This is a genomic window from Rhodoferax lacus, from assembly GCF_003415675.1.
Lineage (GTDB): Bacteria > Pseudomonadota > Gammaproteobacteria > Burkholderiales > Burkholderiaceae_C > Allorhodoferax > Allorhodoferax lacus.
Map to the genome: position 1 here is coordinate 20,746 of NZ_QFZK01000028.1, position 17,319 is coordinate 38,064.

Consider the following 17,319-nt stretch of genomic DNA (forward strand, 5'->3'; position numbering starts at 1 on the left):
TGCAACACTGATATGCCAGCAGCCGTTCCCTCAAACCCGGAGTTGCAGCATGCCTGTTACCAAGCCCTGTTCGAACGCAGTTCCGTCGCGCTGCTGATTGTGGCTTCTGACACCTTGCGGGTCCTGGCTGCCAATGAGGCAGCGGGACACTGCTTCGACTACCCGGTAGAACGCATGCTCGAGTTAAATCTGGACGTTTTATTCCATCCGGATGACAGGCTATCGATTCAGCATGCATTGCAGTTCAACAAGCAGCAGCTGGAGCCCATACATTGCAGAACGTTCCGCTCTATGGGGGAGGCCGACCTTGTGGAAATGGAAGTGTCCAAGCTGGAATGCAACGGTACCCACGTTTGCATGTTGTTCATTCACGAATTGAAGCAGCTGCGGCCGCCCATCCCGCACTCGAACGCCACCATTCAGCCGCCTCTGGTTGACATTGAGGACGGATTCCTTCAATTGGACCAGAAAGCACGGTTCACATTTGTCAACGCCAAGGCGGAGAAACTGCTCCATCGGCGTGGCGAGGATCTGTTGGGTCAGGTCATATGGGAAAGTATTCCTGAAGCCCTTCAGACAGATCACCATTTTCATTTCACGATGGCCCTTCAGGGGCATTGGCCCAGTAGCTACGACGTGATCTATCCTGACTGTCAGGTGCGCCATCAGGTGCGCGTGTACCCTTCCAGCAATGGCATCTCCGTTGTCTTTCGGGACGTCACGCAGCACCACATTGAGTTGGAACGCCTCAACCAGGAACAGGCCCGATTAAATGCCATTGTCAACGCCTCGCACGAGGCCATCATCAGCACCGATGCACATGGCTTGATTCAGATTTTCAGTCCGAGTGCCGGGCGCATTTTTGGTGTCCCGCATGAAGCCATGTTGGGCAAAAGCGTGGAGATGCTGCTGCCCGAGCGCTTCCGTGCGGCCCACACCAACATGCGGGAGGAGTTCGCTCGTACGCAATGCACAAGTGGCCGCATGATGGGATTGCGCAGAGTCAAGGGGCTGCGATCCGACGGCGTGGAGATTGACCTTGAAGGGACTATTGCGAACGTACTGATTCAGGGGCATCCGGTTCTGATCACTACCTTGCGCGACGTCACGCACAACCTGATTGCCGAAGCGGAACAACAAGTCATGCGTAAGCGCCTCTCACATTTGACGCACCGGCTAATGTTGCAGGAAAAGGATTTGATCAGACGGATATCGCTGGCCCTGCATGACCAACTGGGCCAAACCCTGGCCGCCGTCCGTATAGTTCACGAGACCATTGCAGCCTTACGCTCGCAGGGAAATTCGGTCGAACAATCTCGACTATTTGGTCAACTTGGCACACTCATCGAGCAGTCAATTCGCGAAGTGCGTGTGGTCTTGGCGGACCTGCAGCCTCCGATGTTGGGTGAAAATGGTCTGGCAGCCGCACTGGACAATGAGCTGCGCAACCGTGCAGGTTCACAAAAGGACATGCAAATGGTGCTCCAGGCACCACCAGAAGTGGCCGGCATCCGCTGGCCTGCTGCGGTCGAGCATGCAGTCTTCATGATCGCCCGGGAGGCAGTAGAAAACGCTATTCGACACTCTGGAGCCAACCTGCTGAAGCTGTCATTGGCAGGCAGTCCCGCGGATCTGACCATGGAGGTCTGGGACAACGGATGCGGTTATCCGGCCAATGCGGAGGCGACTGCTGGACACTTGGGTTTAGCCGGCATGCACGAACGGGCGAATTCCATTGGTGCCCATATCACCCTGAATTCTGGTGATAAAGGGGGTGCGCACCTCAGTCTGCATTGGGAGAATGCAGAATGATCAAGCTGTTCTTGGTCGATGACCATCAAATCATGCGTGAAGGTCTGCGTGTGTTGCTGCAGACTTGGGGCTACCAGGTGGTGGGAGAGTCCGCCGATTTGACGCAAGCCTTGGCGGCAATCCAGAAACTACAGCCCGATGTACTTCTGTTGGATCTGCACTTGGGTGATCGCTCCGGGCTGGAATTGCTAGCCGAGTTACAAAGCCGCAATATGCACACCCGCTGTGTGGTCCTGAGCATGCTAGCCCAGCCTAACATGATTGCGGAGGCATTGCGACTCGGGGCACTGGGTTATGTGCTTAAGGGCTCCGCTGGGCGCGAGCTTGCGACGGCCATTGAAGCGGCAGCATCTGGTCAGCGCTTTTTGGGCCCAGAGGTCTCTGCAATGGCCGTACAGTCATTTACACAACCGCACTCCGCAGATCCGGTTGAGACCCTTTCACCGCGGGAAAGGCAAGTGATTTCCATGGTGGTTCAAGGTCTGTCCAGCGCAACCATCGGAAGCTTCTTGCACCTTTCACCGAAGACGGTTGCAACCTACCGCAGCCGTCTAATGGCAAAACTCAACGTCAAGGACGTGCCAGCGCTGGTGCGACTGGCCATCCGCCACAAAATGTTTGAGGATGGGCATCCCTAGATTTTTGGATGCAGCGAGTGAGTGCCTCTATCAAACAAGACCGACAGTAAGAGTCAAAGTCTCCCTACAGACACCAGGGTGGACCACACCTAGAGTACGAATCTTACATCGATAGGCGCGCCCACCGGGCACACGGTGTGAGGGATTCAAGCAACATGCATGTACACGAAGCACCAAGCACCGAAACATCCGTATATTCGCCTGTCAGTGCTCGCTCCCCTTGGGTGAATATGGACCGTGACCATGCTTCCTTGAGCGAGGTCATGTCATTGATAGGTTATCGAGCCCCTGGTACCACCTTACAGAGTAGTCTGAAATTTCGTATACGTCGCTTACGTGCAGGTCAGAGCGTCTTTGTCATGGGACAGTTGTTCGGCGGACTCTATGTGGTCAGACTCGGTGCGCTGAAATCAGTCATTACACACACGGATGGCTACGAACATGTAACTTCCTTTTCCAACCGGGGTGACGTGCTGGGAAGCGATGGGGTGTGCGACGGGCACTATTGGTGTGAAGCCGTCGCATTAAACGATTGTGAAGTGATACGCTTGCCCGCTGATATCATTTTCTCCTCCGATCGCAGTAGTGATGATGTGGAAAGAATGCTGTACTGGGCCTCCAGTCGTGAGGTGACGCGCGAACAAGCCGCCATTACGGTAATGCATACAGCGAAGTCGGAAGTCCGTGTCGCACGTTTTATATTGGCGCAGTCTGAACGTTTTGCGGCCATGGGCTGTTCAGCGTCTCGTTTTACCTTGCCCATGACGAGACGCGATATCGGAAGCTACTTGAGCTTGACACTGGAAACAGTCAGCCGTGCCTTCTCTACTCTGCACCAGTTGGGCATTATTCATGTATCCAGTCGAGATATCACCATTTGTTCGATGGACACACTGAGGACTTACGAAGGCTGACAGCATTTCCTCTGAACAATCTGTGGGAAATGCGTTACAAGATCAATCCCTTGAGCGAACAAGAGTTGCGCTCGCGCGCACGTAATCGTTTTCGCATTCCCGGTACCGCCAATTCTGCCGGGCAGCCCGAAACCGATGTCCCGAGATTGCTGGAAGACCTCGCCGTCAGCAAAATCGAATTGGAGATGCAGAATGAGCATTTGCAGGAGACGCGCTCCAAAGTGGAGATGGCGCTCAAGCAGTCCTCGGAGCTCTTTGATTTTTCACCGGTAGCCTTTTTTCGGCTTGACGCCAAGGGCATCATTCTCAAATCCAATTTGGTCGCCTCGAAGATGCTGGAAATGGATCGTACGCATCTGGTTGAGAAGCCATTTGATCAGTTTATCGTTGCGACGCAGCGAGACCAAATGCATACTCTGATGGAGCGGGCATCTCACTTCGGCGTGAACGAGCACTGTGAATTGGTTCTTCTGGAGGCGGGCTTAGCGGCACGGCATGTACAAGCCGATTTGGCCCCTCTCGCTCCTGGCCAGGGCTTCCTGCTGACACTGATAGATATCACGGAGCGGATACGGCTTGAGCATCAGTTGAGAGACGATGAACAACGTTGGAAATTTGCTCTGGATGCCGCAGGCGACGGCGTCTGGGACTGGAATGTTCAAACCGGTTGCGTAAAATATTCGAGCAAGCTGTTGCAGCTATTTGGCTACGGCGTGGATGAGTTTAGCGGCACACTGGACGCTTGGCGAAACCTACTACATCCGGAAGATCAGTCGAATTTCTTACTTACCATGCAAGCCTGCTTGTCCGGAACGAATCCAAGATTTTCTATCGAACAGCGGGTTCTTTGCAAAGACGGAAGCTACAAGTGGATTCTCTGTCGCGGTGCGGTTTTTTCTGCAGCGCAGGATGGTACAGCTAAGCGATTGATCGGAACACACGTAGACATCACGGGGCGTAAGCAAATGGAACTCCATTTCCAGAAAATGAGCGGCCTGCATCAAGCCGCCTTTGATTCATTGCCAAGCCGGGTGGCGGTCCTCGATAACGATGGCCTAGTGCTTCAAACCAATGCTGCATTGAATGCCCACCTCCAGAGTCTGGCCCATGGCTATGCATCAGAAGATGGATTGATAGGCACACACTATGCACGGATAATTACCGCCCTGATTGGTTCTCAACCGGATATTGAACAAGAGGCGATGGACGCCGTTTCAGAGGTTATCAAGGGAGTCCGTCCGGGTTATGAGTTGGAATATGCCTTGTCCACAGATTCTGTGGAGCAATGGTTTCTCATGAATGTCACACCCATTCGCGATGGTACGGCCCGCGCTGCTGTCAGTCTCCAGGACATCACTCAGATTCACAAGGACCTCGGGCAAAGCTTGGATGAAGCACATTTTCTTCGTGTGGCTGAGGCTGAACTATCCCGCGCGGTCCGCTATGGGCACCCGCTGATGATGCTGTGCTTGGGACTGGATCCCAATTCATATACCGATGCGCGTCCAACCCTGATGAACAATTTGGTCCGTATCATCCAGGGCTTGCTGCGAAGTGCTGATATTCTGGGTCGGGCACAGCAGGACACTCTGGAAATTGTCTTGCCCAACACGGCGCAGGACGGTGGCGAAACCTTGGCATCGCGAATCGTCTCCAATGTCTCAGCCTGTCCAATCGATGTGAATGGCCGCTTGGTCTACCTTTCGGTCAGTATCGGAGCTCGTCAACGGTTTCAGGAGGCCTCTTATGCCGCACTCCAAGCCCGTGCACAAGTGGCCTTGCAGTTAGCGCGTGACCGCGGCGGCAATGGTGTCGTGCTCGACACGGCTGGTAGTCCGTGCCTCTGGTAATGTATGGTACGCGTGGACTGGCCGCGCTGGATTCGCTCATCTTGCCGCAGCAACTACCTACGCAGGAGCAATTCCTCCACAGGAACATCACCCGGTTCGCTGAAATACCTAAGAAACCAGTTGATGGCCAGGACTGTGACCGCATCAAGCGTGCCAAACTCTTCAAAGAGATGGGTGGCACGGGGAATAATTTTGAGATCAGTCAGGCAGGCCATGGTCTGCGCACAAGCGCGATTGACGGCCAGCACATAGGGATCTTTCGCCCCTACGATCAGGAGTGTGGGTGCACGCACGTCAGCCAAGTAGCCGTCGGCCATGTCGGGTCGACCGCTGCGGGAAACAATGGCACGGACTTCGGACGGCATCAGTGCAGCAGCAACCATCGCTGCCGCAGTGCCGTAGCCGGAAGAAAAAAGTCCAAGAGGCAGTGACTTAGCTTCGTAGCGACCTTTCAGCCACAGCAAGGCATCCTGCAAACGCTCAGACAACATACTGATGTTCGACTGTGCTACCTGCTGCAGGGCCTCTTCGTGAGTAAGCAGATCGAACAGCACAGTTCCCAGACCATAGTCGTTGAACAGTTTTGCCACGTGGCGGTCGCGCGAACCCTGCCTGCGACTTCCACCGCATTGTGAAAAAACGACCATCCCACGGGCTTGGACGGGCAATCCCCACTCACCTGCCAGGCCATGTGAACCGATCATTCCATTTTCCCAGACGATGGCAGATTTATCTGAAGGAATCATCGCCGAGCTACAGCGCGCTACCGCTGTCCGTGTCCAAGTTCTGATGGGCGTTGTTCGCGAGCGCACTCTTTACAATCAGGCAATCGGTCGTGAGTACCAAACCGGCAATCGATGCTGCATTTTGCAAAGCTAGGCGGGTCACTTTGGCTGGATCAATGACTCCCATCTGAAGCAGATTTCCATAGCTGCGTGTGACTGCGTTATAGCCAAACGCCGGCTCGCTGGACGCCTCGACACGATCCACAATGACCGACGCTTCCTCACCCGCATTGAAGACGATTCGACGTAAGGGGCCCTCCAACGCGCGCATCACGAGACGAATGCCCGAACTTTCGTCCAGCGTGTAACCCGACATGGTGGATAGAACATTGCGTGCACGCAGCAATGCCACACCGCCGCCCGGAACAATCCCCTCGTCGACTGCGGCACGCGTCGCATGTAAGGCGTCTTCCACACGCAATTTGCGTTCCTTTAGCTCAGTCTCTGTGGCCGCTCCCACCTTGATGAGTGCGACTCCACCGGAGAGCTTCGCTGCCCGTTCATCCAGTCTTTCCCGGTCGTAATGGGTACCGACCGTCTCTCGCTCTTTGCGAATGAATGCAACCCGCTCTTGAATGGCATCAGTTTGTCCGGTGCCACCAATGATGGTGGTGCTATCTTTTCCCACTTCTACCCGGCGGGCATGACCTAAGTCTGCATAGGTTGTTTTGGCCAGCGTAAGGCCCATCTCCTCGCTGACTACATGGGCGCCGGTCAATGCGGCCAGGTCCTGTAGCAAAGCCTTGCGCTGCTCACCAAAGCCGGGCGCCTTGACGGCGCACGTCTTGAGTGAACTGCGGATGGCATTGACGACCAGTAGCGACAGAACGTCACTATCCAAGTCTTCTGCGATCACCAACAAAGGGCGTGCCTCCTTGAGCGCCGCTTCCAGCAGCGGTAACAAGTCAGTGATCCGGGACAGCCTCCCATCGCAGAGCAAGATCGAACAATCTTCCAAGACCGCCAAATGTCCATCGGTGTTGTTCACGAAGAAGGGAGAGAGATAGCCGCGGTCAAACTGCAGCCCATCCACCACTTCCAGCACACTGAGCAGTCCAGATCCATCCTCAATCGCAATGGCTCCTTCGCGCCCGACCTTCTCCATGGCTGATGCTAGCAGGTCACCGATAGATCGGTCATTATTGGCCGCAATCGATGCCACATGGGCAATGTCTTGGGGCGAGGTACACGGTTTAGCCATGGACTGCAGGGCCCGCACTACAGCCGCTGTCGCCAGTTCCATGCCATGCTTGAGCTCCATGGGATTCATGCCACCGGCGATATAGCGTCTGCCCTGGATGATCATTTCTCGCGCCAGGACCGTAGCCGTGGTGGTTCCATCACCAGCCATTTCGCTCGTACGAGTTGCGACTTCACATAGCAATCGAGCACCCATGTTTTCAAAGCGGTCTTCCAGTTCAATGGAACGAGCAACAACTACCCCAGAATTAACAATTTGTGGGGCACCAAGTGCGTCCTCAAGTATCACGGTGCGTCCCCGTGGACCTAAGGTGACACTGACGGCCTCGGCCAGCGCATCCACGCCGCTGCATATTCGCTCACGAGCCTCTTCATGAAAGAGTAGTTTCTTGGGACTTGGCATAGAGTACTCCGTAGTGTCAAACACTGGTTATGCCAATTATTCGAAGCACTGCAAGGAATCTGCTTGACAATCCGCATGCAGTATCCAGCGCTTGGGGCCAGAATCTGCATTCTTCGCGATACCGGCTAAGGAATATGGCCATGTACAACCATGTCTTGGTAGCTGTGGGGGATTGGCCAACAGCTATCGCCGCTTTGGACTGAGGTATCAATGTAGCCAGGACCTTTGATGCCAGTCTCACACTAGTCATCGTATACGACCTGTTCCCATTGCCCCCGGGTAGCTATCAAATCTGGCCAGGACAGCATCCGATCTGGCCAAGCTTCGCGTCAAGAAGCACATCAAACTATGCAATCAGCATGCGACCGGGCAACAGCCGCTGGTCTGCGCGTGGTTTTTCAGGCACAGGAGGAAGCACGAACCTGGTATGGCATCACTGGTGCGGCCCACAGTTGCCATGCCGATCTCGTCGTGATGGGATTGGATGCCCCTAGCAGCCTGAATCGGTTGACACGGTCCAGCGTGGCAGAGCATGTTCTCCAAAGAAGCATGCTTCCGGTTTTGGTCGTGCGTACCTGAGTGGCGCCGCACACGATCATTTCAAGGGCTTGCACCGAATAAAGAGGTAATTTCGGAACTGTGGCCACAATGCCTAGGTTGGACTGACCGTTGGATTCCTAATGAGTGCACACCACACGTCCGACGCGCTCGGCAAACCACCTTTGGGGTTTAGCCAAAAGCCTGACTACTGCTCCACAAGCCAAGAGGTCCGAGCTCGTTGGCTGCGTGTATGCGCTTTGATCTCGCTGCGTGAGCCGGCAAGAATCGAAGTTTGCAAATGGACACGCGCACTCAACACAATGCCTAACGAGGCCTGGTCAAAATCGTGGGGGGAAAGGCCGTCCACCGCCTTGCTGCGTCGACTACTGCGATTGGATTGTTGCATGGTTCTTCCTCATTTTTGGATTGACCCGATTATTGATAAAGACGTTTAGCACGCTGTTGACAATTCACAAATTGAATTTTTGTCACGATTGCAAGCTACTTGGTTCGTAAGAAAGGAGGTTCTGTGGATAGCTACCAAGAAAAACTAGCCCCTATTTTTTCGCAAATCATTTTGCAGAAGGAATTTGAGCAACTCCAGATTTTGCGCGAGGCATATGAGCGCTTCCGTTCGCGGCCATATGCACTCCCCAATCTAAAACATGACTATGTCACGTTCGACCAAGCAGCCCGTGAATTCTCGGAATTGTGCGTTGCGCACGAGCGCCTGCGGAGCAATACATATGGTAAGTGCAGTGTCTGTGGGAACAATATTGATCTGCGGCGTCTCAATGTGTACCCGGCCACGTTGCATTGCCTTAGCTGCGAGCCCAAAGTGAATCACCCTATCCCACTCACCGAGCTCAATTGCATATGAAAGTTCTGGTAACTGGGGGGGCAGGCTACATTGGATCGCATACCTGTGTGGACCTCTTGAATTCAGGGTATGACGTATCCGTCTTCGACAATTTCAGCAATAGCAACCCCGAGGTTCTGCAACGCATTAGGCATATCACTGGTAAAAACGTGACTTTGTACCGGGGTGACCTGCGGTGTAAAGCCCAGGTAGTCAAGGCACTGTGTCTGAGTGGCGCAAAGGCAGTGGTGCATTTTGCGGGTTTGAAGGCTGTGGGCGATTCTGTACAAATGCCCGTGCGCTACTACAGCAACAACGTCGTGGGCACTACGATTCTGCTTCAGGCCATGGAGGAATGTGCCGTTCATGCGCTGGTGTTCAGTTCATCAGCCACCGTCTATGGCCAGCCCCAGTGGCTGCCATTGACGGAGGACCACCCCCTGTCTACCACCAACCCTTATGGCCAGACCAAGCTGGTCATCGAGGATATGCTGCGCTATCTCTGTCGCAGCAATCCTAGATGGACTACCGTTCTGTTGCGCTATTTCAATCCTGTAGGTGCACATGACAGTGGTGCGATGGGTGAAGATCCACAGGGTACTCCCAGCAATTTGATGCCCTACGTCGCTCAGGTTGCCGTGGGGAGACGGGACCTACTTCAGGTCTGGGGTGGAGATTACGATACCCCGGATGGAACCGGTGTACGAGACTATATTCATGTCATGGATTTGGCAAGGGGACATGCACGCGCGCTGGAACAGTTGAAGGCTCTGCAAGGCTGTATAGAGATTAATCTGGGCACAGGAACCGGGTACAGTGTGCTCGACATCGTTACAGCGTTCGAACAGACCAGCGGTAAGAAAGTTCCCTACCGTATCGCACCCCGACGCTCCGGGGACGTAGCCATATGTTACGCCGATGTCAACAAAGCTTTGCAGATTCTAGGCTGGAAGGCGGAGCGCACTCTGAACCAGATGTGCTCCGATGCGTGGTGTTGGCAAAGCAGCCATCCGTTTGGCTATGCGCAGGAGTCCCTGTCCGCCCAAGCAGCGTCTAAAAGTTATAGCCGACACGCAACCACCCTGAAGTGCTAGGCGGTTTCAGTCCGATACCGTTGCCATGAACCAGAGGGCTGGTAGGAAAGAGTTGCTGTATATCGGTTTGCAAATAGAAATGCTCTCCAACAAGGTTGCGCATACCAAGCCCGTAGCTCACAACCTCCATTTCCCAATCAACCACCCCACGAGCCGTTTCTTCGTGTAATGAGGTGCCTTCATACCCAATATTGGCGTACGCCCATGAATTGTCCGAAAGCTTGAATCCAGGCTGAAAGTGGACTGCGTAAACCTTCTTTCGACCCTGGGAGCCTATACTCGCATGCGATTCCGCTTCGCCCACAGCGTTATCCGAAAGGTGATAGCTCGCATCCAAGGACCACACCATGGAAGGACCGGTGGACCAGGCCCATACCCTCTGCAGGCGGTACTCCTGCGTCGTCCTAGGCAAGTTTCTGAAAAGACGGATTGCGGGTGTGAGTTCAGGTGCCGGCGCATCAGTTATTGCATGGAACTCCATGCGGGCGCTGTAAAGTGGGTGAGATTGGGCAAGCGCATTGCAGGTCCAAAAGTTCACAGCGAGAAGAACATATGGCATGTATCTTTTCATGTAATTGCTCCCTACTAGTCACTCAGTTGGAAGCCCCAACTATGGAAAGTCTCCAACCGCCGCGTTGAGTCCCCCTTGCGAAATATCAAGAAGAAACCAAGACTCAGGGCGTTCTCAGAACAGTGCGCAACCGCAACCGCAACCGCAAGCTCAAGTCCTCAACATATGTGCAACCAGGGCTTGCCACAACCGTTCTTTCTCAAGTAGCTGGTCGACTTCCATTGCCATTTGAAAGGTAAAACCAGCATTCCGGGCGCGCTTCAGAGTGGACCTGTGACATTGGATCACCTGGCATCGGCGGCGGAGCCCAGCCATTGCGGTCTCAGATCCAAGCCGGTGATCCCGCCAAGCTGGCTGTGCTGAATATCCTGTGTGCGTACCGCGCTTGTTACGATGATTTGACACAGGTTCGTGGCTGGATTCCATACGGTTGTTGATTTTGAGCCTACACCGGAATACGTTTCGGCCACGCTACGAATTTCGCCATCCCGTTGCTCTGTCTGCACTCCAAGAAACGCCTTGGCCACATCAATGGGCGTCTTGAATCTGCGGCAGCGTCGATCTCTTGCGCCCGGTCATCCAGATATAACCGTACCTATCCATGAATCCCATATCGCCTGTATGCAGCCAACCAGTGGCGGTCAGGACCTGCTCCGTTTCCTGCTTTCTTAACCAATAGCCTTGCATGACCTGAGGTCCACGGATCCAAATCTCACCGGTAGTTCCCTGAGGCACTTCTTGACCCGTTTCGTTTTTAACGGCGATTTCAGTCGCGGGCAGAGCCTGTCCTATGGTTCCGATCAACTCCACATTGTCCAGCAACTTACACGATGCGGCCGAAGTGCATTCCGTGGGTCCATAGGCTTGAATAATGGGAACACCGGTAGCCTTTTTCCATCGCTCCGCAACGCTAGCTTGAACCGCCATCCCAACTGCATGGGCACACTTGAGTGTCGGCATTTTGGAAGCTGCAAACCCCGGAGCCTTCAGCAGTGAGCCATAGAGCGTATTCAATCCCAGTATGACCGTTACCGGGTAGTGTCCCAGTGTTTGCGCGATGAGACCCAAGTCTTTTGAATCAGCAAGCAAAATGGAGTGAGCGCCAACACCCGAAAGCACCATCCACGGTGCCAACACATCAATCCGCCAAAGTGGCGAAGGACAAACACACACCTCCTGTCCTCTGCGCAGAACAGGTGTGATCCACTCACCTAGTTGGGCCATAACTGCCAGCAGATTTCCATGCGTCAGCATCACACCTTTTGCCAAACCGGTACTTCCCTTGGTGTATTGCAGTAAGGCAATGTCCGCAAGGTAGGATGCCGGTTCCTGCAATTCAAAGCCCTCTCCCCCCCGAAGAGCGGCATCGAACGGCTCGCTCTCTGCAATCTGCCAGGGACCCGACTCCTTTGTTCGGTACTTAACACTGGCACTGGTCGGTGCTCCCATGGCATGTGGTCGCAGGTCGTCCGGTTGGGTAATGACAACGCTCAATACCAAGTCGGGGTTCCACTCCAGCACCCGTTGCAGGGTTGGCACCATTTCTTCGCAAACCACTATGGCCGAAACATCAGCATCCTTGAGCTGGTATTCCAGTTCCTCGGCAGTGGAGTCCGGATTGATATTCACCACCACCAGGCCTACGCGCCAGGCCGCAAGGAGTGCTACCGGGTACTGCAACAGGTTGGGCATCATAAGTGCAATGCGGTGACCATGCCTCAAGCTCTGTACGTTCTGCAAGTAGGCTGCGAAGTGGCGACTGTACCGGTCCCACTCTGTGTAGCGAATGGAGGTATCTAAGTCACTGAAGGCTGGTAAATTAGCAAATGACTGGCAAGCAGAGCGCAGACATGCTGACAGCGAGAGGTACGGGCTGACGTCAACTGTTGCTGGAACACCTGTCGGATAGCTATTCATCCACCGTTGTTCCACCTTGTGCTCTCCGGAGGTGGGGCAAGCTGGAACGATTGCCTGATTAGCCGACGGGTCGCCTCGTCATCCGCATGGGTCAGAAGCAGCTGCAGTTGGGTTTGCTGCAACATTTTTTCAATAGGAATGAGCTCCCGCTCCAGGGCTACGCGATGCGCCGGACTACCCTGGGATGCTTTGGCACGCATGTCCCGGATGGTGCCTTTCATATCGTCCAGTATCTTCTGATTCCTCAAGGCCAGATCCCGTCGAGATACGCTTTGCTGCCACAGCGCTTCAGGATCAGCCATATTGTTCCAATGGCTGCAAGCCAGAATCGAAGCACAAGCCAGAATGGGTAGGATGACGGTGTCAGTCGGAATTTTCATACTGGCATTTTTTCCCCGACTTTCTTTGCGCAGTTGAGAATTCTCAAACGGCACGGTCACAGCCTTCCTAGAGTGGAGCCATCGCCGACTTCACACCCATACCCCTTGGCGAGGGGGGCAAATCTGGGAAGACAATATGATGCGAACCGATGCGGAACTAAAAGCCGATTTGATGGAGAGGATTGACTCACTACCTTCCATCAATAAAGCAGATATCGAAGTGTTTGTGGACCACGGAGAGGTGACTTTGAACGGCCACGTGGACACCTACCAGACACGTTTTCAGGTCGAACGGACTGCAAGGCGGGTGCAGGGAATGCGCGCACTGCAGATCAAAATCAAGCCAACTGAGACCATACACAAGCGGGGATCGCGCTAGCTCTTTAATCGTAGGCGGGCTGAGAGGCCTGCGGAACTGGCTCCGTACAGCAATGGGGGGCTAATTTGAGGCCCGTAGTCACCTCTCCAGGCCCTTGCACGCGTTCCCAGACGAAGTAAGGCTGCACCAACAGGTGCCAGTCTTTGCACATAAAGACCGCGACAGCCAGTTCGCGCCGCACTACCTGCGCCCTTGATTTTCCAAGAACCGTGTTGTCCCTAGCCAAGATTTTCCGTTAACCCCATTTGGAATCAACAACCTAAGTTGATCCGCGCCAAGGTTATGCCGGTTACATCGGGCAAATGTTTCGGAGGGCAAAAAAACTTTAGAAGTTTTTCGGTTCTGGCGCGATCAATACCTCCATCACTGCAACGAGCAATAAATGCCAAGACGATATCATCGTTCCGATTTAGACAAGCTGACGAGTGATGGCGAGAACATTCGCTTCGAATTCTCCCGATCTTTACATGCAACGCACCGACTCTATATTAATACAAGTCATTAGCCACTATTTAAGAAGCCACCAGACAACGGAAATCGGATCCAGCTCCAGCCCTAGCAGGGATGCAGGAATCCATTTTCACATTTAATTTCTAAAAAAAGGTTCTTCTTTTCGTAAATTGTCCTCAAACTAAGGAGACTGACGGCATTCTTGCGTTCCGCTTCCAAACGTCACAAACGTACGGAGCGATCAGATGCAAGACAAGTCATGCGCATGCTGCAGCCTTCCTTTCACGCCGGTTCCACAGAGGCCGGATCAACTCTACTGCTCGAAATCATCGTGCCAAAAGGCTCGACGACAGCGCTGGTATCAAGGAAAGCTGCAAACCGACCCAGACTATCGCGAGAATAAACAGCGACTGCAGCGCGAATGGATGGACCGGAATCCTGGATACTGGCGCCAGTATCGAGACGATCACCCCGAGTATGCCGAGAGAAATCGCCGTCAGCAGAGAGATAAATGCGGTTCTCTCCCAGTGACAAGCCTTGCAAAGATAGATGAGTCCGGCTTGCGTGACCCATTTGCAGCGGGAATCTATCGAATTTCCCCTGTTCTTGGGAGCCAATCTCGGAAGAGCAAGGTATGGACTGTCGAGATTTCACTCGTCTGCCTTGATTCCAGCTGCCGAAATGGTCATTGCAAAGTCACCTCTTGCAAAGACAGTACGTGATGGTTATTGGTGGCCATATCAGGTAACTTTGCGGCAACAAGCGCTCGACAACCCAGCTCGGAAGGCCATCGCAATGATGTACTGCAGGGATCGGCATGTCCTTTACCTTTTAAGAAGTGGGCTTTTGAACCTATGGTTTCAGATGAGTTGTCAACGGAAGCGTCTATTCCGCCGGTTCAGTTCCGCGCAGCCGAATACGTCCGCATGTCCACGGAACATCAACAGTATTCGACTGAAAACCAAGGGGACAAGATCCGTGAATATGCAGCACGACGTGGAATCCAGATCGTGCGCACCTATGCTGACGAGGGCAAAAGCGGCTTGAATATCGGTGGTCGGCTGTCACTTCAGAAGCTAATCAGGGATGTGGAGTCAGGTCAAGTGGACTTTCAGATGATTTTGGTCTACGACGTCAGCCGCTGGGGCCGATTTCAGGACGCCGACGAGAGCGCGTATTACGAATACATCTGCCGGCGCGCTGGTATCCAAGTCACATATTGTGCTGAGCAGTTCGAAAACGATGGGTCACCCGTGTCCACCATTGTCAAAGGGGTCAAGCGAGCCATGGCCGGTGAGTACAGCCGCGAACTCTCCGCGAAGGTATTTGCTGGGCAGTGTCGATTGATTGAGCTCGGATATAGGCAGGGTGGGCCTGCAGGGTTTGGACTACGTCGGGTGCTAATTGACCAAGGCGGATCCATCAAAAGTGAACTTGCTCGTGGCGAGCATAAGAGCTTGCAAACAGACCGAGTTATTTTGATCCCTGGCCCAGATTCTGAGGTGGAAATTGTGAATCAGATGTATCGCTGGTTTATTGATGAAGGACTGCCTGAGTCAAACATTGCCACCAGGCTCAACGAGAAGGGAGTGCGGACTGATCTAGACCGGAACTGGACTCGCTCAACTGTCCGTGAGGTGCTGAGCAATGAGAAGTATGTGGGCAACAACGTTTATAACAGAATCTCATTCAAACTCAAAAAACACCGTATAGCCAATCAACCGGATATGTGGATCAAGAAAGAAGGTGCATTTGAAGCACTGGTTTCACCCGAGATCTTTTACACGGCCCAGGGGATAATGCGGGCCAGATCCCATCGTTACAGCAATGATGAGCTCATTGAAAAACTGCGGAACCTATACCAACATCGTGGATTTCTGTCTGGGCTAATCATTGACGAAGCGGAAGACATGCCATCAGCTTCTGCTTATATTCATCGTTTCGGCAGCCTGATCAGAGCCTATGAGGCTGTCGGATTCACGCCAGACCGTGACTACCAGTTTCTGGAAGTGAATAGATTTCTCCGCACTCTGCACCCAGAGATCATTAGCAACACGGAGCGGGAAATTGTCAATTTGGGCGGTACGGTTGTACGGGATCCCGCCACAGATCTCCTGCAAATAAACCACGAGATCTCCGTATCTATTGTTCTTGCGCGGTGCCAAACCCACGGAAACGGACGTCACCGCTGGAAGATCAGGTTCGACACCAGCCTTGAGCCCGATATCACTGTAGCGGTGCGTCTTGATCAACCCAATAGGGCGCCACTGGACTACTACTTGCTTCCGAGGTTGGAATTTGGTTGCCCTCGCATCAGCTTGGCAGAACACAACAGCATTGAATTTGAAACTTTCCGATTTGACAGCCTGGACTATCTCCATGGCATGGCCGAGCGCACCCGCATTAGGAGAGCCGCATGAGTAAAGAACATAGGTCAAATGAATTGCGAATAATTCCATTGGAGCTCATTGACGTACTGAATCCTAGGGAAAGAAATACACGTATCTTTGAGGACATTGTCGGCAACATAAAAAACATTGGACTCAAGAAGCCCATCACCGTGACGCCCCGAAGAAACTCGGAAGGCGTGGAAAGATATTTGCTAATTTGTGGTGAGGGTCGGCTAAAAGCATACAAAGCGTTATCTGAAAGGACTATTCCAGCGATCGTCGTACATGTCAGTGATGAGGATGCCCTCATCATGAGTCTCGCTGAGAATATCGCCCGCCGGCAAGCAAGGACGCTGGAACTGCTATCTGGCATAGAAAAGTTGCATGAGCAGGGCTATGACAAGAAAGACATTGCAAAAAAAACTGGGCTCGGGGTTGACTACATCCACGGCATTCTGCATCTCTTGAAGAATGGTGAGGAGCGGTTGCTTGTTGCCGTGTCAGGTGGTCGTATTCCCCTTGGAGCAGCACTCAAAATTGCCGGGGCTGGGAGCGCAGACAAAGATATTCAAGCTGCATTGCAAGACGCATACGAAAGCGGCCAATTACGCGGGAACCACCTTCTAAATGCCAGAAAGGTAATTGAAAAGCGACGTACGTTGGGGAGAACCATTGCGCGTGGAGCATCTAGGAAGGTTTCAGAAGTGACCTCGTCAAGCCTTATACGTACCTACCAAAACGAAGTTAGCCGTCAGAAGATGATGGTGAAAAAAGCCGAATTCGCGCAGCAATGTCTTTTGTTCACCGTCGAAGCAATGCGGCAACTTCTGGCGAACGAAAACTTTGTGAACTTACTTCGGGCGGAGGGTCTGGAGAGCATGCCAAAGTATGTGGCAGATCGGATTGAACATGGAGGGCATGCAGCATGAGTGAGCGACCGCTCGGATTCATCCCAGAGCCGATGATTGTTCCCATTGACAAACTGCTACCCACCAGGAAATCGCCTGAAGGTATGCGTCCGGCAATCCCATGTTGAATCGATCGCCATGATCAGGCATCGTCCCCACGAAGGAGATCATGGAGACTATGAATCAAGTGTCGACAGTGGCGCGCCCTCGCCGGCGTGAGTACAGCGTG

15 protein-coding genes are annotated in these 17,319 nt (G+C 53.4%); 10 read left to right on the forward strand and 5 right to left on the reverse strand.

Translation table 11 applies throughout. The features are described 5' to 3' along the window. The first annotated feature begins 12 nt into the window (after positions 1-12). From DIC66_RS21300 to DIC66_RS21315, 4 genes are all read left to right on the forward strand, one after another. A complete protein-coding gene (locus tag DIC66_RS21300; protein ID WP_158558974.1) occupies positions 13-1,812 on the forward strand; it encodes a sensor histidine kinase in 1,800 nt (599 codons plus the stop codon). After that, positions 1,809-2,450 carry a response regulator gene (locus DIC66_RS21305; protein ID WP_117180200.1) on the forward strand — a complete coding sequence of 214 codons (642 nt, stop codon included), beginning with the start codon at positions 1,809-1,811 and terminating at the stop codon, positions 2,448-2,450. The genes DIC66_RS21300 and DIC66_RS21305 overlap by 4 nt, the downstream gene beginning before the upstream one ends. Positions 2,451-2,713: 263 nt before the next feature. Continuing rightward, positions 2,714-3,364: a Crp/Fnr family transcriptional regulator gene (locus DIC66_RS21310; RefSeq protein ID WP_275405269.1), complete on the forward strand. Its 651-nt coding sequence runs from the start codon at positions 2,714-2,716 to the stop codon at positions 3,362-3,364. Positions 3,365-3,393: 29 nt separating this feature from the next. Then, complete coding sequence (locus DIC66_RS21315) at positions 3,394-5,214, forward strand: bifunctional diguanylate cyclase/phosphodiesterase (RefSeq protein WP_117180202.1); 1,821 nt, start codon at positions 3,394-3,396, stop codon at positions 5,212-5,214. Positions 5,215-5,267: 53 nt separating this feature from the next. On the opposite strand, the gene DIC66_RS21320 is transcribed toward DIC66_RS21315, so the two are convergent. Continuing rightward, on the reverse strand, positions 5,268-5,960 hold the full coding sequence (locus tag DIC66_RS21320) for a dienelactone hydrolase family protein (protein WP_147321375.1): 693 nt from the start codon (positions 5,958-5,960) through the stop codon (positions 5,268-5,270). Between the two features lie 7 nt (positions 5,961-5,967). Then, on the reverse strand, positions 5,968-7,602 hold the full coding sequence (gene groL / locus DIC66_RS21325; RefSeq protein WP_117180213.1) for a chaperonin GroEL: 1,635 nt from the start codon (positions 7,600-7,602) through the stop codon (positions 5,968-5,970). Between the two features lie 306 nt (positions 7,603-7,908). On the opposite strand from groL, the gene DIC66_RS23795 reads away from it, so the two are divergent. From DIC66_RS23795 to galE, 3 genes are all read left to right on the forward strand, one after another. Then, the gene (locus tag DIC66_RS23795) at positions 7,909-8,181 is read left to right on the forward strand and encodes a universal stress protein (protein WP_420820510.1); all 273 of its coding nucleotides are present in this window, start codon (positions 7,909-7,911) and stop codon (positions 8,179-8,181) included. A gap of 490 nt (positions 8,182-8,671) precedes the next feature. Then, the gene (locus DIC66_RS23800) at positions 8,672-9,022 is read left to right on the forward strand and encodes a TraR/DksA C4-type zinc finger protein (protein ID WP_158558976.1); all 351 of its coding nucleotides are present in this window, start codon (positions 8,672-8,674) and stop codon (positions 9,020-9,022) included. Continuing rightward, complete coding sequence (galE, locus tag DIC66_RS21340) at positions 9,019-10,095, forward strand: UDP-glucose 4-epimerase GalE (protein WP_117180206.1); 1,077 nt, start codon at positions 9,019-9,021, stop codon at positions 10,093-10,095. The genes DIC66_RS23800 and galE overlap by 4 nt, the downstream gene beginning before the upstream one ends. On the opposite strand, the gene DIC66_RS22980 is transcribed toward galE, so the two are convergent. The 3 genes from DIC66_RS22980 to DIC66_RS21350 form a co-directional block, all read right to left on the reverse strand. After that, the gene (locus DIC66_RS22980) at positions 10,055-10,666 is read right to left on the reverse strand and encodes a hypothetical protein (protein ID WP_147321376.1); all 612 of its coding nucleotides are present in this window, start codon (positions 10,664-10,666) and stop codon (positions 10,055-10,057) included. The two genes, galE and DIC66_RS22980, sit on opposite strands and share 41 nt — an antisense overlap. 528 nt (positions 10,667-11,194) lie before the next feature. Next, a complete protein-coding gene (locus DIC66_RS21345; RefSeq protein WP_117180207.1) occupies positions 11,195-12,583 on the reverse strand; it encodes an AMP-binding protein in 1,389 nt (462 codons plus the stop codon). Beyond that, positions 12,580-13,023 carry a hypothetical protein gene (locus DIC66_RS21350; RefSeq protein WP_158558977.1) on the reverse strand — a complete coding sequence of 148 codons (444 nt, stop codon included), beginning with the start codon at positions 13,021-13,023 and terminating at the stop codon, positions 12,580-12,582. The genes DIC66_RS21345 and DIC66_RS21350 overlap by 4 nt, the downstream gene beginning before the upstream one ends. A gap of 76 nt (positions 13,024-13,099) precedes the next feature. On the opposite strand from DIC66_RS21350, the gene DIC66_RS21355 reads away from it, so the two are divergent. The 3 genes from DIC66_RS21355 (at position 13,100) to DIC66_RS21370 (ending at position 17,111) form a co-directional block, all read left to right on the forward strand. Further along, entirely contained in the window at positions 13,100-13,342 is a 243-nt protein-coding gene (locus DIC66_RS21355) for a BON domain-containing protein (RefSeq protein WP_117180209.1), read from the forward strand. A 1,304-nt stretch (positions 13,343-14,646) separates the two neighbouring features. Beyond that, on the forward strand, positions 14,647-16,212 hold the full coding sequence (locus DIC66_RS21365) for a recombinase family protein (protein ID WP_117180210.1): 1,566 nt from the start codon (positions 14,647-14,649) through the stop codon (positions 16,210-16,212). Further along, positions 16,209-17,111 (forward strand): plasmid partitioning protein RepB C-terminal domain-containing protein, encoded by a 903-nt coding sequence (locus DIC66_RS21370; RefSeq protein WP_117180211.1) that lies wholly within the window; start codon positions 16,209-16,211, stop codon positions 17,109-17,111. Before DIC66_RS21365 ends, DIC66_RS21370 begins: the two co-directional genes overlap by 4 nt. The last annotated feature ends 208 nt before the right edge of the window (positions 17,112-17,319 follow it).